Origin of the sequence: Rubrivivax sp. JA1055 (assembly GCF_020966565.1) — a bacterium.
GTDB lineage: Bacteria > Pseudomonadota > Gammaproteobacteria > Burkholderiales > Burkholderiaceae_C > Rubrivivax > Rubrivivax benzoatilyticus.
Window position 1 is genome coordinate 186,595 of sequence record NZ_JAJKFP010000007.1, and the last position, 24,529, is coordinate 211,123.

The 24,529-nt window shown below is 72.1% G+C and carries 20 protein-coding genes; 9 read left to right on the top strand and 11 right to left on the bottom strand.

Going from position 1 to position 24,529, the window contains the following annotated elements; translation table 11 throughout:
* Window positions 1–90: 90 nt before the first annotated feature.
* The 5 genes from LOC65_RS17390 to LOC65_RS17410 form a co-directional block, all read right to left on the bottom strand.
* Entirely contained in the window at window positions 91–1,401 is a 1,311-nt protein-coding gene (locus tag LOC65_RS17390) for an ABC transporter substrate-binding protein (protein WP_230248440.1), read from the bottom strand.
* A gap of 136 nt (window positions 1,402–1,537) precedes the next feature.
* Window positions 1,538–2,602, bottom strand: a complete 1,065-nt coding sequence (locus LOC65_RS17395) for a branched-chain amino acid ABC transporter permease (RefSeq protein WP_230248442.1) — start codon at window positions 2,600–2,602, stop codon at window positions 1,538–1,540.
* Window positions 2,603–2,615: 13 nt separating this feature from the next.
* Window positions 2,616–3,545: a branched-chain amino acid ABC transporter permease gene (locus LOC65_RS17400; protein WP_009858082.1), complete on the bottom strand. Its 930-nt coding sequence runs from the start codon at window positions 3,543–3,545 to the stop codon at window positions 2,616–2,618.
* 159 nt (window positions 3,546–3,704) lie between these two features.
* On the bottom strand, window positions 3,705–4,532 hold the full coding sequence (locus tag LOC65_RS17405; protein WP_230248445.1) for an ABC transporter ATP-binding protein: 828 nt from the start codon (window positions 4,530–4,532) through the stop codon (window positions 3,705–3,707).
* Between the two features lie 10 nt (window positions 4,533–4,542).
* Entirely contained in the window at window positions 4,543–6,489 is a 1,947-nt protein-coding gene (locus LOC65_RS17410; RefSeq protein ID WP_230248446.1) for a long-chain fatty acid--CoA ligase, read from the bottom strand.
* 141 nt (window positions 6,490–6,630) lie between these two features.
* Between LOC65_RS17410 and LOC65_RS17415 the strand changes: the two genes are divergently transcribed.
* Both LOC65_RS17415 and LOC65_RS17420 read left to right on the top strand, forming a co-directional pair.
* Window positions 6,631–7,362 carry a Crp/Fnr family transcriptional regulator gene (locus tag LOC65_RS17415; protein ID WP_009858637.1) on the top strand — a complete coding sequence of 244 codons (732 nt, stop codon included), beginning with the start codon at window positions 6,631–6,633 and terminating at the stop codon, window positions 7,360–7,362.
* A 96-nt stretch (window positions 7,363–7,458) separates the two neighbouring features.
* On the top strand, window positions 7,459–10,179 hold the full coding sequence (locus LOC65_RS17420) for a pitrilysin family protein (RefSeq protein WP_230248447.1): 2,721 nt from the start codon (window positions 7,459–7,461) through the stop codon (window positions 10,177–10,179).
* 148 nt (window positions 10,180–10,327) lie between these two features.
* Here LOC65_RS17420 and LOC65_RS17425 read toward each other — a convergent pair whose 3' ends face one another.
* Together LOC65_RS17425 and LOC65_RS17430 are read right to left on the bottom strand one after the other, a co-directional pair.
* Window positions 10,328–11,176 (bottom strand): alpha/beta fold hydrolase, encoded by an 849-nt coding sequence (locus LOC65_RS17425; RefSeq protein WP_230248449.1) that lies wholly within the window; start codon window positions 11,174–11,176, stop codon window positions 10,328–10,330.
* 29 nt (window positions 11,177–11,205) lie between these two features.
* A complete protein-coding gene (locus tag LOC65_RS17430; RefSeq protein WP_009858634.1) occupies window positions 11,206–12,132 on the bottom strand; it encodes a 5'-nucleotidase in 927 nt (308 codons plus the stop codon).
* Window positions 12,133–12,217: 85 nt separating this feature from the next.
* On the opposite strand from LOC65_RS17430, the gene LOC65_RS17435 reads away from it, so the two are divergent.
* Genes LOC65_RS17435 through ydiK form a run of 5 tightly spaced genes read left to right on the top strand, consistent with a single transcriptional unit; the run spans window position 12,218 to window position 16,388 of the window.
* A complete protein-coding gene (locus LOC65_RS17435) occupies window positions 12,218–12,766 on the top strand; it encodes a DUF2796 domain-containing protein (RefSeq protein ID WP_009858633.1) in 549 nt (182 codons plus the stop codon).
* A complete protein-coding gene (locus LOC65_RS17440; RefSeq protein ID WP_230248451.1) occupies window positions 12,763–13,440 on the top strand; it encodes an ABC transporter ATP-binding protein in 678 nt (225 codons plus the stop codon). The genes LOC65_RS17435 and LOC65_RS17440 overlap by 4 nt, the downstream gene beginning before the upstream one ends.
* Window positions 13,437–14,708 (top strand): ABC transporter permease, encoded by a 1,272-nt coding sequence (locus LOC65_RS17445; protein WP_230248452.1) that lies wholly within the window; start codon window positions 13,437–13,439, stop codon window positions 14,706–14,708. Before LOC65_RS17440 ends, LOC65_RS17445 begins: the two co-directional genes overlap by 4 nt.
* A gap of 16 nt (window positions 14,709–14,724) precedes the next feature.
* Complete coding sequence (locus LOC65_RS17450; protein WP_230248454.1) at window positions 14,725–15,312, top strand: DUF3299 domain-containing protein; 588 nt, start codon at window positions 14,725–14,727, stop codon at window positions 15,310–15,312.
* Window positions 15,309–16,388: an AI-2E family transporter YdiK gene (gene ydiK, locus LOC65_RS17455; RefSeq protein ID WP_009858629.1), complete on the top strand. Its 1,080-nt coding sequence runs from the start codon at window positions 15,309–15,311 to the stop codon at window positions 16,386–16,388. The genes LOC65_RS17450 and ydiK overlap by 4 nt, the downstream gene beginning before the upstream one ends.
* Here the strand turns inward: ydiK and LOC65_RS17460 are convergent.
* Entirely contained in the window at window positions 16,385–18,577 is a 2,193-nt protein-coding gene (locus LOC65_RS17460) for a patatin-like phospholipase family protein (protein ID WP_230248456.1), read from the bottom strand. The genes ydiK and LOC65_RS17460 overlap by 4 nt on opposite strands.
* Before the next feature lie 114 nt (window positions 18,578–18,691).
* Between LOC65_RS17460 and LOC65_RS17465 the strand changes: the two genes are divergently transcribed.
* Window positions 18,692–20,473 carry a diguanylate cyclase gene (locus LOC65_RS17465; protein ID WP_230248457.1) on the top strand — a complete coding sequence of 594 codons (1,782 nt, stop codon included), beginning with the start codon at window positions 18,692–18,694 and terminating at the stop codon, window positions 20,471–20,473.
* Between the two features lie 22 nt (window positions 20,474–20,495).
* On the opposite strand, the gene LOC65_RS17470 is transcribed toward LOC65_RS17465, so the two are convergent.
* Window positions 20,496–21,497, bottom strand: coding sequence for an AAA family ATPase (locus LOC65_RS17470; protein WP_230248460.1), 1,002 nt, complete (start codon window positions 21,495–21,497; stop codon window positions 20,496–20,498).
* A 220-nt stretch (window positions 21,498–21,717) separates the two neighbouring features.
* Between LOC65_RS17470 and LOC65_RS17475 the strand changes: the two genes are divergently transcribed.
* Window positions 21,718–21,909 carry a hypothetical protein gene (locus LOC65_RS17475; protein WP_164962896.1) on the top strand — a complete coding sequence of 64 codons (192 nt, stop codon included), beginning with the start codon at window positions 21,718–21,720 and terminating at the stop codon, window positions 21,907–21,909.
* Here LOC65_RS17475 and gspF read toward each other — a convergent pair.
* Together gspF and gspE are read right to left on the bottom strand one after the other, a co-directional pair.
* Window positions 21,890–23,107 carry a type II secretion system inner membrane protein GspF gene (gene gspF / locus LOC65_RS17480; RefSeq protein WP_009858623.1) on the bottom strand — a complete coding sequence of 406 codons (1,218 nt, stop codon included), beginning with the start codon at window positions 23,105–23,107 and terminating at the stop codon, window positions 21,890–21,892. The two genes, LOC65_RS17475 and gspF, sit on opposite strands and share 20 nt — an antisense overlap.
* Complete coding sequence (gene gspE / locus LOC65_RS17485) at window positions 23,107–24,525, bottom strand: type II secretion system ATPase GspE (RefSeq protein WP_009858622.1); 1,419 nt, start codon at window positions 24,523–24,525, stop codon at window positions 23,107–23,109. Before gspE ends, gspF begins: the two co-directional genes overlap by 1 nt.
* Between the last annotated feature and the right edge of the window lie 4 nt (window positions 24,526–24,529).

Sequence of the window (24,529 nt, forward strand, 5' to 3'; positions counted from 1 at the left end):
GCCGGTCCAGTGGACCGGCTGCGCCAGGCGAGGAGGCGGGCCACTGGCCCGCCGCGGCCGGCAGGCCGGCGTCGGCCGCTACGGGGGGGATCAACTCTGACAATCGGCAGGCGAGCGCCGCGTCAGCTTCTTCTCGCCCGCATACCGGTCCGCCGCGCTCTTGATCATCGGCTTCAGGATCTGCTCGTCGGCCTGGTACCAGTCGGAGCTGAAGCCCCACTTGGCACCGTCCCAGGTCTGCACACGCGCCCAGGTCGAGCCCTGGTGGTCCATGCACGAGGTGCTGATCGGGCGGATCACGCCGGTCAGGCCGAGCTGGGCGAGCTTCTTGTCGTCCAGCGCCAGGTTCTCCAGGCCCCAGCGCACCTGTTCGCCGGTCATCACCTTGCCCTTGCCGAAACGCTCCTGCGCGCGGCGCACGGCCTCGACGCCCAGCGCCTGGATGATCACGCCGCGCGTGTACAGCACCGAGCCGACCTCGTCCTTCGGCCCCGTGCCCTGGCCCTTGGCGTGCACGTGCTTGAGGATGTCCTGGATGACCTGCGGCGTCGTGCCCGAGGTGTTCAGCGCCAGCGCGTTGTAGCCCTTGGCGCCCATGCCGACGTCCTTGACGTCGGGTTCGGCGCCGGCCCACCAGACGCCGTACATCTTCTCGCGCGGGTAGCCGGTGGCCTGGGCCTCCTTCAGCGCGGTGGAGTTCATCACGCCCCAGCCCCACAGCAGCACGTAGTCGGGGCGCTGCTGGCGCACCTGCAGCCAGGCCGACTTCTGCTCGACGCCCGGCGCCGTGACCGGGATCTTCACCAGATCGAAGCCGTGCATCTGCTGGCGCTCGTCGAGCAGCGGGATCGGCTCCTTGCCGAAGGGGCTGTCGTGGTAGACCAGCGCGATCTTCTTGCCCTTGAGCTTGTCGAAGCCGCCTTCCTTCTTCGCCAGGTGCTGGATCAGGATGTCGGCGGCCGTCCAGTAGCTGCCCATCAGCGGGAAGTTCCACTTGAAGACACCGCCGTCGGCCGAGGCCGACAGGCCGTAGCCCAGCGTCAGCAGCGGCACCTTGTCGGCCGGCGCCTTGTCGGTCAGCGCGAAGGTGATGCCGGTGGCTTGCGGGTCGAACAGCGTCGCGCCCTTGCCCTTCAGGCGTTCGTAGCACTCGACGCCCTTGTCGGTGGCGTAGCCGGTCTCGCACTCCTCGAAGCTCAGCTTGACGCCGTTCACGCCGCCGTCGCGTGCGTTGATCATCTTCAGGTAGTCCTGCTTGCCGTTGGCCCACGGCGTGCCGTTGGGCGCGTACGGGCCGGTGCGGTAGACGAGCAGCGGGAAGAACTGCTCCTTGGCCTGGGCGAAGGCGCCCGAGGCGGCGACCAGCGCCGCGGCGGCCAGGGTGTACGGAACGAGCTTCATCTTGGTTTGTCTCCGTTGGTTGTCGACCGATATCGCGGTGGCACCGCGATCAAGCAAGAGCCATGGCCCGGCTTTGCCGGGCCATCGGCGAACGGCCCCCTCGGGGGGTAGCGAGCGAATGCGAGCTTGGGGGCCATCAGTGCGGAAATGGCCAGAGACGCAGCTTCTCTTTGGCCGTGGACCACAAGCGTGCGATGCCGTGCGGCTCGACGATCAGGAAGAAGACGATCAGCGCGCCGAAGATCATGAAGGTCAGGTGCGCGGCGAGCGCCGTGTCGATGGGGATGCCGAACCAGTACGGCAGGCTGTCGAGCACGATCGGCAGCACGACGATGAACGCGGCGCCGAAGAAGCTGCCCATGATCGAACCGAGGCCGCCGATGATGATCATGAACAGCAGGTCGAACGAGCGGTTGACGCCGAAGGCCGCCGGCTCCCAGGAGCCCAGGTGCACGAAGCCCCACAGCGCGCCGGCGACGCCGACGATGAACGAGCTGACCGCGAAGGCGCTCAGCTTGGCGTAGACCGGGCGGATGCCGATCACCGCCGCGGCGACGTCCATGTCGCGGATCGCCATCCACTCGCGGCCGATGTGGCCACGCACCAGGTTCTTGGCCAGCGTCGCGAAGACGAGCACGAAGGCCAGGCAGAACAGGTACTTCTGCACCGGCGACTCGATCGGGATGCCCAGGAACTGCAGCCCGGCGACGCTGACCGAGCCCGAGGTCGAGCCGTTGGTCACGAACTTCAGCCGCAGCGCCGCCCAGTCGACGAAGAACTGCGCCGCCAGCGTCGCCACCGCCAGGTACAGCCCCTTGATGCGCAGCGAGGGCAGGCCGAAGAGCACGCCGACGGCGGTCGAGCACAGGCCGCCGAGCAGGATCGAGGCGACGACCGGCATGCCGTCGATACGCACCTGGAAGTTGTAGGCCGCGTAGGCGCCCACCGCCATGAAGGCGCCTGTGCCCAGCGAGATCTGGCCGCAGTAGCCGACGAGGATGTTCAGGCCCAGCGCGGCCAGCGACAGGATCAGGAACGGGATCAGGATCGCGCGGAACAGGTACTCCGGCGCCACCAGCGGCACGACGACGATCGCCAGCGCCAGCAGCAGCGCGATCGCGACGCGGTCCTGGCGGATCGGGAAGACCTGCAGGTCGGCGCGGTACGAAGTCTTGAACTGGCCGTTTTCGCGGTAGAGCATCGTTCGGCTCCGTTCAGACGCGGTCGATGATCTTTTCCCCGAACAGCCCCTGCGGCCGCACGAAGAGGAAGACCAGCGCCAGCACGTAGGCGAACCAGATCTCGATGCCGCCGCCGAGCATCGGCCCGACGTAGACCTCGGACAGCTTCTCGCCGACACCGATCAAGAGGCCGCCGACGATGGCGCCCGGCACCGAGGTCAGGCCGCCGAGGATGACCACCGGCAGCGCCTTCAGCGCCACCAGCGACAGCGAGAACTGCACGCCCAGCTTGCTGCCCCAGATGATCCCGGCGACCAGCGCGACGAAGCCGGCGACGCTCCAGACGATGACCCAGATGCGGTTCAGCGGGATGCCGATCGACTGCGCCGCCTGGTGGTCGTCGGCCACGGCGCGCAGCGCACGCCCGGTGGCCGTCTTCTGGAAGAACAGGCTCAGCGCGGCCACCAGCGCGGCGGCGATCAGCGCCGCGTACAGGTCTTCCTTGTTGACGAGGATGCCGCCCTCGAAGGTGCTCTCCAGCAGGAACACCGGGTCCTTGGGCAGGCCGACGTCGATCGGATAGATGTCGTTGCCGAAGATCGTCTGGCCCAGTCCTTCGAGGAAGTAGGCGATGCCCAGCGTGGCCATCAGCAGCGTCACGCCTTCCTGGTTGACCAGCTTGCCCAGCACCAGGCGCTCGATGGCCCAGGCGACGACGATCATCACCGCCATCGCCGCGACGATGGCCAGCAGGTTGGCCAGCAGCTGGCTCTCGAAGCCGAACCAGGCCGGGAACCAGGCCGAGAAGCGCGCCATCGCCAGCGCCGCGAACAGCACCATCGCGCCCTGGGCGAAGTTGAAGACGCCGCTGGCCTTGAAGATCAGCACGAAGCCGAGCGCGACCAGCGCGTACAGCATGCCGGTCATCAGGCCGCCGATCAGGGTTTCGAGGAAGAAGGCCATGTCAGGGTGCGCCGCCGTAGGCTCCCTCTCCCGCGAAGCGGGAGAGGGCGGGGGGTGAGGGGAGACGCGTGCCACGAGCCCTCACCCCAGCCCTCTCCCGCGGGCGGGAGAGGGGGGCAGGCCGGCGGTGCGCGTCGCGGGTCATCACTCGGAAGAAGCTCAGTGAGACGTGCCCAGATACGCCGCGATGACGTCGGGATTGCTGCGCACCTCGTCGGGCGTGCCGTCGCCGATCTTCTTGCCGTAGTCGAGCACGACGACGCGGTCGCTGATGTCCATCACGACGCCCATGTCGTGCTCAATCAGCACGATGGTCGTGCCGTACTCGTCGTTGACGTCGAGGATGAAGCGGCTCATGTCCTGCTTCTCCTCGACGTTCATGCCGGCCATCGGCTCGTCCAGCAGCAGCACCTGCGGCTCCATCGCCAGCGCGCGGCCGAGGTCGACACGCTTCTGCAGGCCGTAGGGCAGGCGTCCGACCGGCGTCTTGCGCCAGGCCTGGATCTCGAGGAAGTCGATGATCTTCTCGACGAACTCGCGGTGCTCGCACTCCTCGCGCTCGGCCGCGCCCCAGCGGATCGCCTGCTGGAAGAGGTTGGTCTTCATCTTCAGGTTGCGGCCCGACATGATGTTGTCGAGCACGCTCATGCCCTTGAACAGCGCCAGGTTCTGGAAGGTGCGCGCGATGCCCATCTCGGCGACCTGGCGGCTGTTCATGTGCGCGAAGGTCTTGCCGCGGAAGCTGATCGAGCCCTCCTGCGGCGAGTAGACGCCGTTGATGCAGTTCAGCATCGAGCTCTTGCCGGCACCGTTGGGGCCGATGATCGAGCGCACCTCGTGCTCGCGCACGTCGAAGCTGATGTCGGTCAGCGCCTTGACGCCGCCGAAACGCAGCGAGATGTTGCGCACGTCGAGGATCACCTCGCCGCTGCGGCGGCCGGTGGGGGCCGGGTCGGACAGCGAAGCGTCCTGGGGTCGTTCGAGCACTGCTGCCACCTCAAGCCGCCTTTCGCGCTGCCGGGAACACCTTGCTGTCGAGGATCGCCAGCGTCGCCGAGACGCTGCCGCTGCGCCCGTCCTCGAACTTCACCGCGGTCTCGATGAACTGCTCGCTGCGGCCCCCGTAGAGCGCGTCGACCAGCACCGCGTACTTCTCGGCGATGAAACCGCGCCTCACCTTGCGCGTGCGCGTCAGCTCGCCGTCGTCGGCGTCGAGCTCCTTGTGCAGCACGAGGAAACGGTGGATCTGGCTGCCGGCCAGCCGCTCGTCGCCGGCCAGGTCGGCGTTGACCTGCTCGACGCATTCGCGCACCAGCTCCAGCACTTGCGGCTTGGCCGCCAGGTCGGTGTAGCCGGCGTAGGGCAGGTTGCGCCGTTCGGCCCAGTTGCCCACCGCCTCGAAGTCGATGTTGACGAAGGCGCAGACCTTCTCGCGGCCGTCGCCGAAGGCCACCGCCTCCTTGATGAACGGGAAGAACTTCAGCTTGTTCTCGACGTACTTGGGCGCGAACATCGCGCCGTCGTTGGCGCCGCCGGCCAGCCGGCCGACGTCCTTGGCGCGGTCGATGATCTTCAGGTGGCCGTGGGCGTCGAGGAAGCCGGCGTCGCCGGTGTGGTACCAGCCGTCGGCGGTCAGCACCTCGGCGGTGGCCGCCGGGTTCTTGTAGTACTCCTTCAGCAGCCCGGGGCTCTTCACCAGGATCTCGCCGTTGTCGGCGACACGGATCTCGACGCCGGCGATCGGCACGCCCACCGTGTCGGCGCGCACCTCGTGGTCGGGCTGCAGGCAGACGAAGACCGCGGTCTCGGTCGAGCCGTAGAGCTGCTTCAGGTTGATGCCGATCGAGCGGTAGAAGGTGAAGAGGTCGGGCCCGATCGCCTCGCCGGCGGTGTAGGCCACGCGCACGCGCGACAAGCCCAGCGTGTTGCGCAGCGGGCCGTAGACGAAGAGCTGGCCCAGTGCGTAGGCGATGCGGTCGCCGAGGCTGATCGCCTTGCCGTCCATCAGTTGCGGGCCGACACGGCGCGCCACCGCCATCGCGCGGCGGTACATCCAGCGCTTGATCGCCGAGGCGTCTTCCATGCGGATCGTGACGCTGGTCAGCAAAGCCTCGAAGACACGCGGCGGCGCGAAGTAGTAGGTCGGGCCGATCTCCTTCAGGTCGATCGTCACCGTGGCCTGCGACTCGGGGCAGTTGACGACGTAACCGCAGGCCAGCCACTGGGCGTAGCTGAAGATGTTCTGGCCGATCCAGGCCGGCGGCAGGTAGGCCAGCACTTCCTCGTGTTCGGTCAGGCGGTCGAAGTCGCGGCCGGCCGAGGCGCGGTCGAGCAGCGAGCGGTGGGTGTGCACCACGCCCTTCGGGTTGCCGGTCGTGCCCGAGGTGAAGAACATCGCCGCGACGTCTTCCGGCGTGCCGGCCTCGACCGCGGCGTCGAAGGCGCCGGGGTGCGCGGCGTCGTGCGCGCGGCCGGCCTCGATCAGCGCATCCAGCGACTCCAGGCCCGGCTCGGCGTACTTGCGCAGGCCGCGCGGGTCGTCGTACCAGAGGCGCTCCAGCCGCGGGCAGGTCTCGCGCAGCTCCAGCAGCTTGTCGACCTGCTCCTGGTCCTCGACGACGGCGCAGCGCACGTCGGCGTTGGTGATCGGAAAGGCGTACTCCGGCGAGGCCGCGTCCTGGTACAGCGGCACCGGCACCGCGCCGATGGACTGCAGCGCCAGCATCGACGCATACAGCCGGGGCCGGTTCTCGCCGACGACGACGACGTGCTCGTCGCGCGCGATGCCGGCCGCCGCGAAGCCGCCGGCCAGCGCACGCACCAGCGTCAGCAGCTCGCTCCACGACAGCGTCTGCCAGATGCCGTAGACCTTCTCGCGCAGCGCAGGGGCCTGCGGGCGGCGCTTCGCATGCTCCTGCAACAGACGCGGGAAAGTCGTCGGCATGGCGGCTCCAGAGGGCGGCGGGCCGGGGCCGAGGGTGGCCGGCTCCGTTCGAGACGATCGTACGAACGGCTTTGACGTCGAGTTGTCGTTCTGACGACAATCTTCGGGAACGTCCCACCGGGTCTTTCCCGCAGCCGCGCCATGACGTCGACCACGCCCTCGCCGGGTTCCGCCGCGCTCGCGTCACGCTCGCGTGCCGCCACCGCCGAAGAACTCGCCGGCATCCCCTGGCTGGGCCGTCTCGACGCCGTCGAGCGCGAGCGTGTGCTCGCCGACCTGCGCGTCGTGCAGGTCGAGGCCGGCGAGCACGTCTGCCGCATCGGCCGGCCGGTGAGCTACTGGTTCGGGCTCATCGACGGGCTGCTGAAGATGAGCAACGACTCGGCGCTGGGCATGCCGATCACCTTCACCGGCGTGCCGCCCGGCGGCTGGTTCGGCGAGGGCACGGTGCTCAAGCGCGAGCCCTACCGCTACAACATCGAGGCGCTGCGGCGCAGCCACGTCGCCGGCATCGGCGCCGACACCTTCCACTGGCTGCTGGACCGCAGCATCGGCTTCAACCGCTTCGTGATGCTGCAGTTGAACGAACGCCTGGGACAGTTCATCGGCGCACGCGAGATCGACCGCCTGACCGACCCCGACGAACGGGTCGCACGCAGCCTGGCCTCGCTGTTCCACCCGACGCTGTACCCCGGCGTCGGCGAGGTGCTGCACATCACGCAGCAGGAGCTGGGCTATCTCGTCGGCCTGTCGCGCCAGCGGGTGAACGAGGCGCTGCACGCGCTGCAGGCGCGCGGGCTGATCCGCGTCGAGTACGGCGGCGTGCGCGTGCTGGCGCTCGACGGGCTGCGCGGCTTTCGCGCCGGCGGCTGAGCGCCAACCCCCGCTGGCCGTGGTGGCGTCGCGCCGCGGGCCTACACTCGCCGGCTTCGTCCTAGCCTGTCCCTGCAGAAGATGATCAGAGCCTGGTTGAGCGCCGCAGCCCTCGTGCTGTCGGCATCCTTCGTGCACGCCGCGCCGCCGCCCAAGGCCGCGCTTCCCGCCGGCGTCGTCGCCGTCACCACCGTCGAGGGCATCGCCGAGTACCGGCTGCCCAACGGCCTGCAGATCCTGCTGGTGCCCGACGAGTCCAAGCCGACGACGACGGTCAACGTCACCTACCGCGTCGGCTCGCGCCACGAGAGCTACGGCGAGACCGGCATGGCGCACCTGCTGGAACACCTGCTGTTCAAGGGCACGCCGACGACGCGCAACGTGATGGCCGAGTTCAGCCGCCGCGGCCTGCGCGCCAACGGCACGACCTGGTTCGACCGCACCAACTACTTCGCCAGCTTCGCCGCCAGCGACGACAACCTGCGCTGGTACCTGTCCTGGCAGGCCGACGCGATGGTCAACAGCCTGATCGCGCGCCGCGACCTGGACAGCGAGATGACCGTCGTGCGCAACGAGATGGAGATGGGCGAGAACAGCCCCAGCGGCGCGCTGTTCCAGAAGACGATGGCCGTCATGTACGACTGGCACGCCTACGGCAAGGACACGATCGGCGCCCGCGCCGACGTCGAGAACGTCGACATCCCGCGCCTGCAGGCCTTCTACCGCCGCTACTACCAGCCCGACAACGCGACGCTGATCGTCACCGGCCGCTTCGACGTCGCGAAGACGCTGGGCTGGATCACGCAGAGCTTCGGCAAGATCCCGCGGCCCAAGCGTGTGCTCGAGCCGACCTACACGCTGGACCCGGCGCAGGACGGCGAACGCACCGTGACGCTGCGCCGCACCGGCGGCGCGCCGATGGTCTTCACCGGCTTTCACGTCGCCCCGGGCGCCAGCGCCGACTTCGCCGCCGCGTCGCTGCTGGCCGGCATCCTCGGCGACGCGCCGGCCGGCCGGCTGCACAAGCGCCTCGTCGAGGGCAAGCTGGCGGCGTCGAGCTTCGGCGTCGCCTTCGGGCTGGCCGAGCCCGGCGTGCTGTTCACCGGCATCGAGCTGGCCCCGGGCCAGGACGTCGAGGCCGCGCGGACGGCGATGCTGGCGACGCTGGACGGCGTGGCCGCCGAGCCGATCACGGCCGAGGAGCTGGAGCGCGCCCGCGTGAAGTGGCTCAACGGCTGGGAGAAGGGCTTCAGCGATCCGCAGGCCGTCGGCATCGAGCTGTCGGAGGCGATCTCGCGCGGCGACTGGCGGCTGTTCTTCGTCGAGCGCGACCAGGTCGAGAAGCTGACGGTCGAGGACCTGAATCGCGTCGCGCGCCAGGTGCTGCTGCGCGACAACCGCACCGTCGGCACCTATCTGCCGACCGAGAACCCGCAGCGCGCGCCGACGCCGGCGCGCGTCGACGTCGCGGCGCTGGTCAAGGACTACCGCGGCCGCGCCCAGCTCGCGCAGGCCGAGAGCTTCGAGGCCACGCCGGCCAACCTCGACCGGCGCACCCAGGTCTCGGCGCTGCAGAGCGGGCTGAAGGTCGCGCTGCTGCCCAAGAGCACGCGCGGCGGCGCGGTGCAGGCGCGGCTGCGGCTGCACTTCGGCACCGGCAAGGCGCTCGAAGGCCAGGAGACCGTCGCCAGCGTCGTCGCCGAGATGCTCGACAAGGGCGGCGCCGGGATGACGCGCCAGCAGATCGCCGACCGCTTCGACGCGCTGCGCGCCCAGGTCGGCTTCAACGCCAACGGCCAGGACCTGGACGTCGCGATCGTCACCGTGCGCGAGCACCTGCCGGCGGCCGTCGCGCTGGTCGGCCGGCTGCTGCGCGAGCCGGCCTTCCCGGCCGACGCGCTCGACGAGGTCAAGCGCCAGTGGGCGACGGCGATCGAGAACCAGAAGCAGGAGCCCGCGGCGCTGATCGCCAACGCGCTGGCGCGCCACGGCAACCCGTACCCGCGCGGTGACCTGCGCTACGCACCGAGCTTCGAGGAGATGGCCGACGACGTCGCCAAGGTCGATGCCGCGCAGCTGGCGGCCTTCCACCGCCGCTTCTACAGCGCGGCGGCGGGCGAGTTCAGCGCCGTCGGCGACTTCGACGCCGAGGCCGTGCAGCGTGCGCTGGTCGTCGCCTTCGCCGACTGGCGGGCACCGGCCGCCGGCGCGCAGGCCTACGAGCGCCTGCCGCAGCCGCGGGTCGAGGTCGCGCCGGCGGCCTTCAAGCTGCAGACGCCGGACAAGCAGAACGCCAACCTGCGCACCGCGCTGGCGCTGCCGGTGTCCGACCGCGACGCCGACTACCCGGCGCTGCTGATGGCCAACTACCTGTTCGGCGGCAGCACCTCGTCGCGGCTGTGGACGCGGGTGCGCGAGACCGAGGGCCTGAGCTACGACGTGCGTTCCACGATCGACTGGAGTCGCATCGAGCAGAACTCGACCTGGTCGGTGAGCGCGATCTTCGCGCCTCAGAACCGCGCCAAGGTCGAGGCCGCGGTGATGGCCGAGCTCGACAAGGCGCGCCGCGAGGGCTTCAGCCAGGCCGAGTTCGAGGCCGGCCGCAAGGGCCTGCTGAACACGCTGCGCCTGCAGCGTGCGCAGGACCCGGTGGTCGCCGGCCAGCTGGCGTCCAACCTCTACCTGGGCCGCACGTTCGCGTTCTCGCAGCAGGTCGACGACAGGATCTCGGCGCTGACGCTGGAGCAGGTGAACGCCGCGCTGCGCAAGTACCTGGACCCCTCGCGCTGGAGCATCGCCTGGGGCGGGGACTTTTGAGCCCCCAAGCTCGCTGACGCTCGCTACCCCCCGAGGGGGCCGTCCGCCAGCGGCCCGGCAAAGCCGGGCCGCGGCGGGAAGCTTGATCGCCGCGGCCGTGCCTCTGAAGTCAGCTCGCTGACCGCCGGCAGTTTGCCGCCCGCGGCCTTCAGCCCGCGATGAACGCGCGCAGCCGCGCCAGCGCCTCGTCGGGCCGGTCGCGCCAGGTGCCGTGGCCGGCGCCGTCGATGACCGTGTATTCGACCAGCGCCGGCGGCAGCGCGGCGGCGATGTCCTCGGCGTCGGCGACCGGGCACACCGGGTCGTGCGAGCCGGCCAGCACCAGCACCGGGCAGCGCGCGGCGGCGAGGCCGGCGCGCAGGTCCATCGCCGCGTGTTCGGCCTCGTTCCAGCCGAACAGGATCTCCGGGCGGAAGAGGCCGCGCTTGCCGGCGTCCGGGTCGGCCGGGCGCGTCGTGTTGTAGAGGTGGCGGCAGTGCACCTCGTAGGCCGCCCAGGTGGCGGCGTCGGGGCGCGTCCAGAAGGCTTCGGCGGCGTCGCGCGCCGCGGCGCCGCCCAGGCGCTCGAACATCGCCAGCTTGCGCGCCAGCTCGAACCGCGGCGCGGTGCTCGACAGGATGACCTTGGCCGCATGGCCCGGGTGGCGCGCGATGTAGCGCTGGGCGACGAAGCCGCCGAAGGACTGGCCGAGCACGATCGGGCGCTCGACGCCGAGCGCGTCGCACAGCCGCACGACGTCGTCGGCGAAGGTGTCCAGGGTCCATTCCTCGGCCGGGCGCGGGTCGCTGCGGCCGTGGCCGCGGTGGTCGACGTAGACGATCTGCACCAGGTCCGCCAGGCGCGAGAACAGCGGCTTGAAGCTCGCATGGTCGAAGCCGGGGCCGCCGTGCAGCAGCAGCAGCGTCGGCTTCTCGCGCAGCGTGGGGCCGTCGGGCACGAAGCCCGGGCCTTCGACGTCGACGAACAGGCGCACGCCGGGCTGGATCTCGATTCGCATCTCGGTGGGGAAGAAGGGGCAGGGCGGCGTCAGCGCGCCGCGTTCGTGATGCCGGCGGCGACGTGGCCCGCGGGCACGTGGCCGGCCGCGTGTTCGACGTGCCGGGTCTGGTCGTCGAAGAAGAAGTCGGGTTCGAACTGGCGCAGGAACTCGCCCTTGGGCAGGCCGCCGAGGAACATCGCCTCGTCGACCTCCAGCTGCCAGGCCATCAGCGTGCGGATCGCACGCTCGTGCGCCGGTGCGCTGCGCGCGGTGACGAGCGCGGTGCGCACGCGCATGCCGCTGGCCGCGGCGCGCTGCAGCCGGTGCAGCGCCTCGAGCAGCGGCTTGAACGGCCCCGGCGGCAGCGGCGTCGTGCTGCGCGCCACCTCGTGGGCATGGAAGGCGGCCAGGCCGCCTTCCTGCTGGTAGACACGTTCGGCCTCGTCGGAGAACAGCACGGCGTCGCCGTCGAAGGCGATGCGCAGCTCGTCGGGATGGGTCTCGGCGGCGTGGCGGCTGTGCGTGGCCACACGCGCCGCGGCGACGCCGGCGTCCAGCGCCGCGCGCACGTCGTCCTCGTTGGTCGACAGGAAGAGGTTGGCCTTCAGCGGCCCGAGGTAGCGCCAGGGCGGGCGCCCGCGCGAGAACATGCCGCGTTCGATCGGCAGGCCGTAGTGCTGCGCCGAGCGGAAGACGCGCATCCCCGACACCGGGTCGTTGCGCGACAGCACGACGACGTCGACACGCGGTGCGCCGGCGTTGAAGGCGAGCAGCTTGTGCACCAGCGAGAACGCGACGCCGGGGCGCGCCGGCACGTCCAGGCGTTCCAGCTGCAGCCGCATGTAGTCGCGGTCGTCGCCGCCGGCCTCGAAGACGCGGTTCTCCTCCTCGAAGTCGAACAGCGCGCGCGAGGAGATCGCGACGACGAGGCGGGCGTCGGCTGCGGCCGGCGCGAGGGCGGCGGTTTCGTCCATCGCGGGTGATGATATGGGCAGGCCGTCACGCCGCGCCGGCACAATCGGCAGCGTCTGCCTGACTTCGGCGCCTGCCGTTCCCGAGATGAAGCACCTGCTGCGACGTGGCGCGATCCTCGTGTCGACCCTGGCCGCCTCGGCCGCGATGGCGGCGCCGCCGCACGAACACGGCGTCGCCCGGCTCGACGTCGCCGTCGAGCCCGGCCGCATCACGCTGATGCTGGAGATGCCGCTGGACACGCTGGTCGGTTTCGAGCGTGCGCCGCGCAACGACGCCGAACGCGCCGCCGCGCGCACCGCGCTGGCCAGGCTGGCCGACGCCGCGAAGCTGTGGCGCCCCGACCCGGCCGCCGGCTGCGGCCCGGCCCAGGCCGAGATCGACGGCGGCCCGCTGGCGCCCGGCCACGCCCACGGCGCCGACCATGACCACGCGCATGGCGACGACGGCCACGCCGACGCCGACGCCAGCTACACGCTGGAGTGCGCGGCTGCCGAACGGGCGGCCTTCGTCGACACCGGGCTGCTGGAGAGCTTCCCGCGGCTGCGCATCGTGCACGTGCAGGTCGCCACGCCCAAGGGCCAGTGGAAGGCGATGCTGAGCCGGCCGATGACGCGCCTGCCGCTGGTGCGGTGAACCCGGCGATCTCGATCCGCGGCCTGCGCTACCGCTGGCCGCGGGCCGCCGCGCCGACGCTGGCCATCGACGCCTGGGACGTCGAAGCCGGCGAGGCGGTCTTCCTGCACGGCCCCAGCGGCGGCGGCAAGAGCACCTTGCTCGGCCTGCTGGCCGGCGTGCTGCTGCCCGGCGACGGCCGTGTCGAGGTGCTGGGCCAGGACTGGGCGGCGCTGGCCGCCGGCCGCCGCGACGCCTTCCGCGCCGACCACGTCGGCTACGTCTTCCAGCAGTTCAACCTGTTGCCGTATCTCAGCGTGCTGGACAACGTGCGCCTGCCATGCCGCTTCTCGGTGCGGCGCCGCGCGCGCACCGCTGCCGGCGACGCCGAGGCGCTGCTCGAACGGGTCGGCCTGCCGCACGAGGCCTGGGCGCGGCCGGCGGCCGAGCTCTCGGTCGGCCAGCAGCAGCGTGTGGCCGCGGCGCGTGCGCTGATCGGCCGGCCCGAACTCGTCATCTGCGACGAGCCGACCTCGGCGCTGGACACGCCGCTGCGCGACGCCTTCCTCGACCTGCTGCTGGCCGCGGTGCACGAGGCCGGCGCGACGCTGGTCTTCGTCAGCCACGACGAGCGCCTGGCCGGGCGCTTCGACCGCCGTGTCGCGCTGGCCGAACTCAACGGAGGCGCACGATGACGCCGCTCGTCGGCCTGGCCGCACGCAGCGCCTGGGCGCGGCGCGGCACGCTCGTGCTCGTCGCGCTGTCGATCGCGCTGTCGACGGCGCTGCTGCTGACGCTGGAGCGGCTGCGCGAGGACGTGCGCGCCAGCTTCTCGCAGGCCGTCAGCGGCACCGACCTCGTCGTCGGCGCACGCACCGGGCCGGTGCAGCTGATGCTCTACGCCGTGTTCCGCTTGGGCGGCGCGACCAACGACATCTCGATGGCCAGCGTCGACGCGATCGCGCGCCATCCAGCAGTGGCCTGGGTCGTGCCGATCGCGCTCGGCGACTCGCACCGCGGCTTCCCGGTCGTCGGCACCAGCACCGGCTACTTCGAGCACTTCCGCTACGGCGAGGGCCAGGCGCTGGCGCTGGACCAGGGCCGCGCCTTCAGCGGCACGCTGGACGGGCTGTACGAGGCGGTGCTCGGCGCCGAGGTCGCCGCCCGCCTGGGCTACCGCGTCGGCCAGCGCATCGTCCTGGCGCACGGCGCCGGCGGCGAACTCGGTGCCGAACACGCCGACAAGCCCTTCACCGTCGTCGGCATCCTGGCGCCGACCGGCACGCCGGTGGACCGCAGCGTGCATGTCGGCCTGCCCGCCATCGAAGCCATCCACCTCGACTGGGCCGGCGGCGCGCCGATGCCGGGCGTGACGATCGCCGCCGACCAGGCGCGCAAGTTCGACCTCGCGCCCAAGCGCGCGACGGCGGCCTTCGTCGGGCTGAAGAACCGCGTCGCGGTGTTCCGCGTGCAGCGCTGGGTGGCCGACTACGAGGCCGAGCCGCTGCTGGCGGTGCTGCCCGGGGTCGCGCTCGACGAGCTCTGGGAGGTCGTCGGCGTCGGCGAACGGTCGCTGCTGGCGGTGTCGGCGCTGGTCGCCGTCGTCAGCCTGGCCGGGCTGGTGGCGGTGGTGCTGGCCGGGCTGGCCGAGCGCCGGCGCGAGCTGGCGGTGCTGCGCGCCGTCGGCGCCGGGCCGCGCCACGTGCTGGCGCTGCTGGCCGCCGAAGCCGCGCTGGTGACGCTGGCCGGCGCCGCGCTCGGTGTGCTGTTCGCCGTGGCCGCCGTCGTGCTGGCCGGGCCCTGGGTGCAGCAGCATCTGGGCGTGGCGCTGTCGCACGGCGCGCCGACGCCGACGCAATGGGCCTGGCTGGGTGCGGTGCTCGCCGCCGGTATGCTCGCCGGGCTGGTGCCGGGCTGGCGCGCCTACCGGCTGTCGCTGGCCGACGGGCTGAGCCCGCGCTGATGTCGAAGGACACGATATGCACAGACTCCTCGCCGCCGCGGCGGCCGCGGCCCTGATCGGCCCGGCCGTTGCCCAGCCGGCGGCCGGCGTGGCGCCGCCGCAGCCGGCCTTGGCCGCCCCCGCGCCGGCCAAGGCCGCGCCCGGCGCGCCGCGCACGATCGGCTGGGACCAGCTGGGGCCCAGGGACTGGGACCCGATGAAGGAGTTCAAGGACCTGGACCTCGCCGGTCTCGCCGACGGCGACCCGCGCGCCAACAAGCTGCTGCAGCGCATGCGCGAGATCTGGGACGCGGCGCCGGCCAACCCGGCGATCGTCGGCCAGGCGGTGCGCCTGCCGGGCTTCGTCGTGCCGCTGGAGGAGACGAAGCAGGGCCTGAAGGAGTTCCTGCTGGTGCCGTACTTCGGCGCCTGCATCCACAGCCCGCCGCCGCCGGCCAACCAGATCGTGCACGTGTTCGCGGCGCGCCCGGTGGCCTTCAAGTCGATGGACACGGTCTGGGTCAGCGGCACGCTGGCCACCGTGCGCGGCGACACCTACATGGGCGCCAGCAGCTACCGCATCGACGGCGCCGCCGTCGAGCGCTACACGGAGAAGGCACGTTGAAGACCGCCGACGTCACCCGCACCAGCTTCGCGGTGCTGTTCCTGGCCGCGCTGGTCGGCTGCTCGCTGTGGATCCTCAAGCCCTTCGTCGGGCCGACGATCTGGGCGACGATGGTCGTCGTCGCCACCTGGCCGCTGATGCTGCGGGTGCAGGCCGCGCTCGGCGGCAGCCGCGCCGCGGCGGTGACGGTGATGACGCTGCTGCTGGTGCTGCTGTTCGCGGTGCCGCTGGCGCTGTCGATCGCGACGCTGGTCGAGAACGCCGACCGCATCGCCCAGACCGCCCGCGATCTCGCCACCTGGCGGCCGTCGCGCGAGGCGCCGGCCTGGCTGCTGGCGCTGCCGATGGTCGGCCCCAAGCTCGCCGTCGCCTGGGAGCAGGCGGTGGCCGCCGGGCTCGAAGGCCTGGTCGTGCGCATCCAGCCCTACGCCGGCGGCTTCACGCGCTGGTTCGTCGGCGAGATCGGCGACTTCGGCAGCGTCGCGCTGCAGTTCGTGCTGACGGTCGTCATCGCCGCGGTGATGTACGCGCAAGGCGAGGTCTTCGGCGCCCAGGTGCGGGCCTTCGCCGGCCGGCTGGCCGGCGAGCGCGGCGTCGGCGCGGTGACGCTGGCCGCCGACGCGATCCGCGGTGTCGCGCTCGGTGTCGGTGTCACGGCGGTGGTGCAGGCGGTGCTCGGCGGTGTCGGCCTGGCGCTGGCCGGCGTGCCGCTGGCCGGGCTGCTGACGGCGCTGATGTTCATGCTCTGCATCGCCCAGATCGGCGCCTTGCCGGTGCTGCTGCCGGCCGCCGGCTGGGTGCTCTACGGCGGCGACGTCGGCTGGGGCGTGTTCCTGCTCGTCTGGTCGGCGATCGTCGGCACGCTGGACAACTTCCTGCGCCCGGTGCTGATCCGCCTGGGCGCCGACCTGCCGCTGCTGCTGATCTTCGCCGGCGTCATCGGCGGGCTGCTGGCCTTCGGGCTGGTCGGCATCTTCGTCGGCCCGGTCGTGCTGGCCGTCGGCTTCACGCTGCTGGAGAGCTGGATCGGCGAGGGCGGCGCGCCGGCCGACGGTGCGCCGCCGGCCGCGCCTTAGGGCGTGCCGATGAACAGGTAGGCGTTGGACGCGCCGTCGCGGCCGCGGCCGATGCCGACGTACACCGCGCCGATCGGCGTCTCGCCGCCGAGGTAGGCGCTGGCCGAGTCCAGCCAGCCGCGGCGCCCGGTCTCGGTGTAGAGCCGGCCGAAACGAGCACGCTCCCAGGCGAGGCCGAAGCGCATGTCGCCACGCAGCCCCAGCGGCAGCCGGCCGACGATGCGTTCGGCGCGCAGCTGGCCGTAGCGCATGTCGTCGCCGCGCAGCTGGCCCGAGGCGTAGGCCGACAGGTTCAGGAAGCCGCCCAGCGTGGCCGCGTCCCAGACCGGCAGCTCGCCACCGGTCGAGCCGGTCCAGGCGATGCGCGAGCCCAGCACCCAGTCGCCGTAACCCCAGGCGGCGCGGGCCTCGGCGTCCAGGCGCCGGTAATGGCGCTGGCGCGACGAGAACCAGGCCACGCGTGCCGCCCAGCCGGCGCTCGGGAAGTGCAGCCGGTCGAGCTGGTCCAGGTCCAGTGCCGCGGTCCAGCCGTCCAGCGGCTGGCTGAAGCTGGGCAGCGAGGCGTCGCCGGTGTCCACGCGCGGGCGCAGCTCGCCGTCGCGCCAGCCGAGGCGGGCCTGGCCGAAGAGGCCGAGATTGGCGCCGAGCTGGAGTTCGACGATGTCGCGCGAGACCTGGTATTCGGCGATGCGGCGGTCGTCCTCGAAGATGTCGGCGCGTTCGCGGCGGTAGCCGGCGTCGAGCTGGGCGAACCAGAACTGCGTCGGCTCCAGCGGCTGGTACAGCGTCAGCGCGGCGGCGCTGACGTTGCCGATCTCCGCCTCGAGCAGCGCCTCGGCGCCGAGCGTGTTCAGCCAGGTCTTCTGGTAGCCGGCGCGCAACGAGTAGGTCGAGCCCTGGCTGACGTTGGAGTCGAAGTTCAGGCCCAGGCGCAGGTAGTCCGGCCCCCAGGGCTTCTCGATCGGCGTGATGCGCAGCACGCGGCGGCCGCGCTGCGTCAGCAGCGTGTAGTCCACGCCCTGGTAGTAGCCGTCGCCGTAGGCGCGCACCAGGTCGCGGTTCAGCGCCTCGGCGTCCAGCGGCTGGCCTTCGCGCTGCGACAGGTGGCGGCGCAGCACCTCCGCATCCACCCGCTGCAGCCCGGCGATCTCGATGGCGTCGACGCGGTCGACGTCGGGGCGGTGGTCCTCCAGCCGGCGGCGCCAGGCGGCGTACTGCTCGGCCGGCACCGCCAGGCGCTGCAGCGCCGGCGCCAGCGCCTCGGCGGCGGCGCGGCCGCGGTCGGCGGCCTCGGCGCTGCGCTCGAAGTCGGCCGCGCTCAGGCCGGAGAGGTCGGGCTTGATGTAGACGTCGCCGTCCTTCAGCGTCGCCAGCGACTGGGCGACGTTCTGCTCGGTCAGGATGGCGACCATCTGCGCCGTCAGCGACAGCATGCCGGTCACCTCCTCGGCCTTGAGCAGCGGCGAGCCGACGTTGACGGCGATGACGACCTCGGCGCCGCAGCGCTCGCGCACCTCGCCGACCGGCAGGTTGTCGACGATGCCGCCGTCGACGAGGCGGCGGCCGTCCAGTTCCAGCGGCAGCAGCAGCCCGGGCACCGCCATCGACGCGCGCATCGCCTGCGTCAGGCTGCCCGAGCGCAGCACGACACGTTCGCCGGTGCCGATGTCGGTGGCGATCATCGACAGCGGCAGCGGCAGGCGGCCCAGGTCGCGCTCGCCGGCCTCGGCGCGCACCAGGCGGTTGAAGAACAGCTTGATCTTCTGGCCGGTGACCACGCCCTGGGCGCCGATCAGCCCGGCCGCGCCGACGCCGCTCTCGGTGCCCGACAGGAAGCGGCGCTCGATCTGCTTGTTGCGGAAGTTCAGCTCGGCGTACTCGGGGTTGTCCTGGAACATGTCGTTCCAGTCGGCGCGGCCGAGCTCCTCGCGCATGGTCTGCGGCGGCACGCCGGCCACCCAGGCGCCGGCCACCAGTGCACCCATGCTGGTGCCGGCGACGCAGTCCACCGGCACGTGCAGCCGGTCCAGCACCTCGAGCACGCCGACGTGCGCCGCGCCGCGCGCGCCGCCGCCGCTGAGCACCAGGCCGACACGCGGGCGTTCGCCACCGTCGGCGGCGTGCAGCGGCGGCAGCAGCGCGAGCAGCAGGCTGGCGAGCACGGTCGAGCGGCGGCAAGAGGGTGTCATGCGCGACATTGTCCCGGCGGCGCGTGGGGTCCTGCACGCCACGGGTCTCAAACCGTCGCCCGGACGCCCGATAGCCCCGCGGAGATGCCGGCCCGACCCACCCCGCCTGCCGCCATGACCCCGCCCGCGCGGCGTGTGCCGCCGGTCGCGGCGTGGTGGCGCACGATGGTCGCGGCGCTGCTGCTGTTCGCGGGCCTGGGCGGCGGCGTGGCGGTGGCCGCCGACGGCCGCTGGATCGTGCTCGGGCCCGAACGCGGCGCCATCGACGCCTGGTCGAGCATGACGATGCTGGCGGACCCGTCGGCGCAGCTCGGCGTCGAGGACGCGCTGCGCCGGCGCGGCGAGTTCGTGCCGATGCAGGGGCGGCGCGCCAACCTGGGCCTGCGCGACGGCGCCGTCTGGCTGCGGCTGAAGCTGGCGGTTCCCGAGACCGACGACGGCCGCTGGCTGCTGGACCTGGACTACCCGCCGCTGGACCGCGTCGACGTCTACGTCGTCTCCGACGGCCTGGTGGTGCGCCAGGTCACGCTGGGCGACTCGCTGCCGTTCGTGCAGCGGCCGCTGCCGACGCGCCCGCACGCGATGCTGCTGATGCTCGAACGCGGGCTCGAGCACGAGCTGCTGCTGCGCGTGCGCACCACCAGCACGATGCTGCTGCCGGTGCGCCTGCTCAAGCCCGGCGTCTTCTACGCCGAAGAGGCGCGGCTGCAGATGCTGCAGGGGCTGGCCGCCGGCATCAGCGTCTGCCTGGTGGCCTTCGCGCTGGTGCGCGCGGTGGGGCGGCGCGAGCCGGTCTACGTGCACTACGCGCTGTCGACCGTCGGTTCGGGGCTGTTCCTGTTCTCGTTTGCCGGGCTGGGCGCGCAGCACCTGTGGTCGGCCAGCGCGCGGTTCGCCGACCTGGCGCCGCTGCTGTCGGCGCTGGTCGGCCTGGCTGGCGCGCTGTGGCTGGTCGACGGGCTGTTCGAGGCCCGCGTGCTGTCGCCGCCGCTGGCGCGCACCACGCGCCTGGCCGGCGTCGTGGCGGCGCTGGCCGCGCTGCTGCTGCTGGCCGGCGCGCTGGACTATCACCAGGCGCAGTTCGTCGCCAGCCTGGTGGGCCCGCTGCCGATGCTGATCGCGCTGCCGATGGCCTGGCGGCGCTGGCATGCCGGCGACCACGCGGCGCCGTACGTGATCCTCGGCTGGGGGGCCAGCGCCGTCGGTGCCACGGTGCTGGCGCTGCTGCTGCACGGCTGGCTGGACCTGGACGGCTGGACCCGGCACGCCTACCAGGTCGGCGCGCTGCTGCAGGCGTTGGCCTGGCTGCGCGTGCTCGACCTGCGCGACGTCGAGCAGCGCGAACGCGCCGAGCTCGCCGACCGCGAGCGCCAGCGCCTGCAGGCCCTGGCGCACAGCGACGCGCTCACCGGCCTGCCCAACCGGCGCGGCCTGGAGCAGGCGCTGGACACGGCGCTGGCGCGTGTCGACGAGCAGCGGCCGCTGGCGCTGTTCCTCGTCGACCTCGACGGCTTCAAGGCCGTCAACGACGAACACGGCCACGAGGTCGGCGACCTGCTGCTGGCGCAGGCCGCGCAGCGGCTGCGCGGCGTGTTGCGCCAGGGCGACGTCGTCGCGCGCTTCGGCGGCGACGAGTTCGTCGTGCTGGCCGCCGGCCTGGGTGACGCCGATGCGGCCTGGGCGTTCGGCGAGCGGCTGGTGCAGGCCTTCGCCGCGCCCTTCGAGGGCGACGGCCGGCGCTGCGTCGTCGGCCTGACCGTCGGCTTCGCGCTCGCGCCGCAGGACGGGCGCGACCCGGTGCTGCTGCTGCGCCGCGCCGACGCCGCGATGTACGCCGGCAAGCAGGCCGGCAAGGGCACGGTGCGCCGCGCCGTGCCGCCGGGCGCCTACGCCTGAAGCGGCGGCGCCGGCCGGGCGTTCACTGCAGGAAGCCGATGGCCCCGCGGCGCGCCGCCGCGCCGGGCAGGTCGGCGAGCTCGATCGTGTCGCGCCCGGCCAGCCGGGCGTTGCCGAAGCCGGTCATCCAGGCGCGCCGCATCTCGCGCGGCGCCATCTGCGCCATGCGTTCGAGCACCGCCTCGCCGGGCTGCTCGTCGAAGCGCCGGCCCCAGTCGTGGCGTTCGCGCAGGCTGCGGTACAGGCGCAGCGCGATCGAGCGCGCGGCGTCGAGGTCGGGCGGCTGGACCTCGAAGACGTTCATCCGGTTGAGGATCGGGTCGGGGATGGCGCGCTCGTCGTTGGCGGTGGCCACCCAGATGACCTGGCTGGCGTCGATCGCGACCTCGGCGAACTCGTCGGTGAAGTGGCGGGCCGTGTCGTGCTCGAGCAGGCTGTACAGCGCACCCAGCGGGTCGTAGGCGTGTTCGCCGCGCGCCTTGTCGATCTCGTCGACGACCATCACCGGGTTGGCGTACTGGCCCTCGACCAGGGTCTCGAAGACCTTGCCCGGCCGCGCGCCCTTCCACTGGCTGGACGCGCCCGACAGCACCCAGCCGGCGGTCAGCGAGCTCATCGACACGAAACCCAGCCCGGTGCCCAGCAGCTGCGCGACCTCGCGCGCGAAGTGCGTCTTGCCGATCCCGGGCGGGCCGAGCAGCAGCATCGGCGTGATCTCCAGCGCGTCGCGGCTGTCCTGGCACAGCGCGAGCTGGCGGCGCACGTCGTCGAGCACCTCGCCGAAGTTGGGCAGCTCCTCGTACAGATGCTCCATCGCCGGCACGCCCGAGGGCCTGACCTGGAAGCGCTCGCCGCCTTTCTCGATCATGCGTTCGTAGGTGCTGCGCAGCGTCTCGTGCTCGCGCGGTGGCAGCTGGGTCAGGCGCTTCTCGACCTCGTCGGGCCGGTAGACGCTGCGCAGCTGCGCGATCGGGATCCGGCCGTGGCCGGCGGCGACCGGGACGAGATCGTGCGATTCCGACATGCACACCTCCTGGAGCGGGAGAACAGGCGTCACATCATTCAAGCATCGGCGGCCGCCCGGCAAGCCCGGAACCGTGCGGCAAAACCCCGCTTGTTGTGCGCGCTGAAGCAAGACCCGCGCCTGTTGTCGCCGTCACCGCACCGACATCGTCCGGTCAAGATGCTGAAACCGGTGCCGGCCAGGATGCCGTCGCGGCCTGCCCCGGGCCGCGGAGACGACGATGCACGCTGCCACCGCCGCCGCCCAAGGCTGGATGCCGACCGAAGACCGCGCCCGCCCCGACACGCCGGCGCTGGAGGCCTGCTACCGCAGCGAGGCCTTCGCCGAGGACCTCCGCGAGTGGGGTCAGCGCGAATGGGGTCAGGTCTCGAGACCTGACCCCAGGCTTTTCGCTATCGCACCCAGCTGTTGAGCTGGATGATCGGCAGCATCACCGCCAGCACGATCATCATCACGACGCCGCCCATCGCGACGATCAGCAGCGGCTCGAGCACGGTGGCCACGGCCATCGCGCGGCGCTGGACCTCGGCGCCGAGCTGGGTCGCGGCGCGCTGCAGCATCACCGGCAGCTGGCCGGTCTGCTCGCCGAGGCGGGCGAACATCGCCAGAAGCCCCGGGAAACGTTTCTTCGCCGCCAGCGCCGAGGCCAGCGGCGCACCTTCGCGCACCTGCACCAGCGCGTCGAGCGCGTCGGCGCGCATCGCGCGGTTGCCCAGCGTCTCGGCCGCCGCCTGCAGCGCCTTCAGGATCGGCACGCCGGCGCCGGCCAGCATCGCCAGCGTGCCGGCGAACCGCGCCGCGTTGTAGCCGCGCGCCAGCCGGCCGACCAGCGGCAGGCGCAGGAAGGCGGCGTCGCTGCGCTCGCGAAACCCTGCGCTGCGCCGCGCGAAGACGAAAGCCGACACGCCGGCCACGACGCCCAGCGCCACCGCCCAGCCCCAGTGGCGCACGAAGTCGCTGATCGCCATCATCACGACGGTCAGCAGCGGCAGCGACTGCTTGGTGTTGCTGAAGACGGTGGCCACCTGCGGCACGACGTAGGTGACGAGGAAGGTCACGATGACCAGCGCGATCAGCGAGACGATGGCCGGGTAGAGCATCGCGCCGAGCAGCTTGGCGCGCAGCGCCTGGCGGTCCTCCAGGTCCTGCGCCAGGCGTTCGAGCACCGCGCCGAGCGCGCCGCTCTGCTCGCCGGCGGCGACGACCGCGCGGTAGACCTCGTCGAACTCGCGCGGCGCCGTGGCCAGCGCGCGTGCGAACGGGCTGCCGGCGTTGACCTCGCTCCTCAGGTGCACCAGCAGTTCACGCTGGCGCTGGTCCTCGGCTTCGTCGGCCAGCGCGGTCAGCGCCCGCTCCAGCGGCAGCCCCGAGCCCACCAGCCCGGCCAGCTGTCGCGTCCACACGGCCAGCCCGGTGGCGTTGAACACGCGACGCGAGAACCGCGCCGCGGTCGTGCCCTCGGCCGCCGGCGCGCCGACCGGCGCCACCGACAGCGGCACCAGGTTGCGGGCGCGGATCTGGGCGCGTGCAGCGCGGGCGTTGTCGGCGTCGAGCAGGCCGCTCTGGGCCTTGCCGGCGGCGTCCAGCGCCTCGAAGCGGTAGGCCGGCATCAGTCCCTCGTGACGCGGATGACTTCCTCGGCGGACGTGACGCCCTCTGCGATCAGGCGTTCGCCGTCCTCGCGCATCGAGCGCAGGCCGTTGGCGCGCGCGGCGGCGGCCAGGTCCTGCTCCGAGCCGCGCTCGTGGATCAGCGTCTGCACCGCCTCGTCGACGACCATCAGCTCGTAGACGCCGGTGCGGCCCTTGTAGCCGGTGTGGCTGCAGGCCGGGCAGCCGACCGGGTGCCAGCGGCCCTCGCCGTCCTGGCGCTTGCACGCCGGGCAGAGCTTGCGCACCAGGCGCTGGGCCAGCGCGCCGAGCAGGCTGGACGACAGCAGATAGGGCTCGACGCCCATGTCGATCAGCCGCGTGACCGACGACGGCGCGTCGTTGGTGTGGATCGTCGCCAGCACCAGGTGGCCGGTCAGCGAGGCCTGGATCGCGATCTGCGCGGTCTCGTAGTCGCGGATCTCGCCGATCATGATGACGTCCGGGTCCTGGCGCAGGATCGCGCGCAGCGCCTTCGCGAAGGTCAGGTCGATCTTCGGGTTGACCTGGGTCTGGCCGATCCCGGGCAGCTCGTACTCGACCGGGTCTTCCACGGTCAGCACGTTGGTCGTCGCGGTGTCGACGCGGCCCAGCGAGGCGTACAGCGTCGTCGTCTTGCCGCTGCCGGTGGGGCCGGTGACGAGCACGATGCCGTGCGGCTGCTGGATCAGGCGCTCGAAGCGCCGCAGCAGCTCGCCGTCCATGCCCAGGCCTTCGAGCGTGAACTTCGATTCGGCCTTGTCCAGCAGGCGCAGCACCGCGCGCTCGCCGTGCGCCGACGGCAGCGTCGACACGCGCACGTCGATCGCCCGGCCGCCGATGCGCAAGCTGATGCGGCCGTCCTGCGGCAGGCGTTTCTCGGCGATGTCGAGCTCGGCCATGATCTTCAGCCGGCTGATCAGCGCCGCGTGCAGCGCCTTGTTCGGCTGCACGACTTCACGCAGCGTGCCGTCGACGCGGAAACGCACGCTGGAGCTGCGTTCGTAGGGCTCGATGTGGATGTCGCTGGCGCCGTCCTTGGCGGCCTGCGTCAGCAGCGCGTTGAGCATGCGGATGATCGGCGCGTCGTCGGCGGCCTCGAGCAGGTCCTCGACCGCCGGCAGCTCCTGCATCATCCGCGAGAGATCCACGCCGCTCTCGACCTCGCCGATGACGGCCGCGGCGCTGCTCTCGCCGCCGGCGTAGGCCGCGGCGATGCGCTGGCCGAGCGTCGCGCTCGGCTCGTGCTCGAAGGCGGCGACGTCGAACAGCCGCGTCACCTCGGCCAGCGCCGCCGGCGGCGTGGTCTCGCCGGCCCACAGCACGAGCTGGCCGTCGTCCTCCAGCAGCAGCGTGTTCGCCTTGGCGAACGCGTAGGGCAGCGGGTGTCGGGTGGCCATCGTC

Bases quoted from the DNA above. Each gene is read 5' to 3' on its own strand.
- gspE (WP_009858622.1), bottom strand. From the start codon at position 24,525: ATGGCCACCCGACACCCGCTGCCCTACGCGTTCGCCAAGGCGAACACG.
- LOC65_RS17390 (WP_230248440.1), bottom strand. From the start codon at position 1,401: ATGAAGCTCGTTCCGTACACCCTGGCCGCCGCGGCGCTGGTCGCCGCC.
- LOC65_RS17425 (WP_230248449.1), bottom strand. From the start codon at position 11,176: ATGCGAATCGAGATCCAGCCCGGCGTGCGCCTGTTCGTCGACGTCGAA.
- LOC65_RS17470 (WP_230248460.1), bottom strand. From the start codon at position 21,497: ATGTCGGAATCGCACGATCTCGTCCCGGTCGCCGCCGGCCACGGCCGG.
- LOC65_RS17445 (WP_230248452.1), top strand. From the start codon at position 13,437: ATGACGCCGCTCGTCGGCCTGGCCGCACGCAGCGCCTGGGCGCGGCGC.
- gspF (WP_009858623.1), bottom strand. From the start codon at position 23,107: ATGCCGGCCTACCGCTTCGAGGCGCTGGACGCCGCCGGCAAGGCCCAG.
- LOC65_RS17415 (WP_009858637.1), top strand. From the start codon at position 6,631: ATGACGTCGACCACGCCCTCGCCGGGTTCCGCCGCGCTCGCGTCACGC.
- LOC65_RS17395 (WP_230248442.1), bottom strand. From the start codon at position 2,602: ATGCTCTACCGCGAAAACGGCCAGTTCAAGACTTCGTACCGCGCCGAC.
- LOC65_RS17465 (WP_230248457.1), top strand. From the start codon at position 18,692: ATGACCCCGCCCGCGCGGCGTGTGCCGCCGGTCGCGGCGTGGTGGCGC.
- LOC65_RS17475 (WP_164962896.1), top strand. From the start codon at position 21,718: ATGCACGCTGCCACCGCCGCCGCCCAAGGCTGGATGCCGACCGAAGAC.
- LOC65_RS17430 (WP_009858634.1), bottom strand. From the start codon at position 12,132: ATGGACGAAACCGCCGCCCTCGCGCCGGCCGCAGCCGACGCCCGCCTC.
- LOC65_RS17400 (WP_009858082.1), bottom strand. From the start codon at position 3,545: ATGGCCTTCTTCCTCGAAACCCTGATCGGCGGCCTGATGACCGGCATG.
- LOC65_RS17450 (WP_230248454.1), top strand. From the start codon at position 14,725: ATGCACAGACTCCTCGCCGCCGCGGCGGCCGCGGCCCTGATCGGCCCG.
- LOC65_RS17460 (WP_230248456.1), bottom strand. From the start codon at position 18,577: ATGACACCCTCTTGCCGCCGCTCGACCGTGCTCGCCAGCCTGCTGCTC.
- LOC65_RS17435 (WP_009858633.1), top strand. From the start codon at position 12,218: ATGAAGCACCTGCTGCGACGTGGCGCGATCCTCGTGTCGACCCTGGCC.
- LOC65_RS17410 (WP_230248446.1), bottom strand. From the start codon at position 6,489: ATGCCGACGACTTTCCCGCGTCTGTTGCAGGAGCATGCGAAGCGCCGC.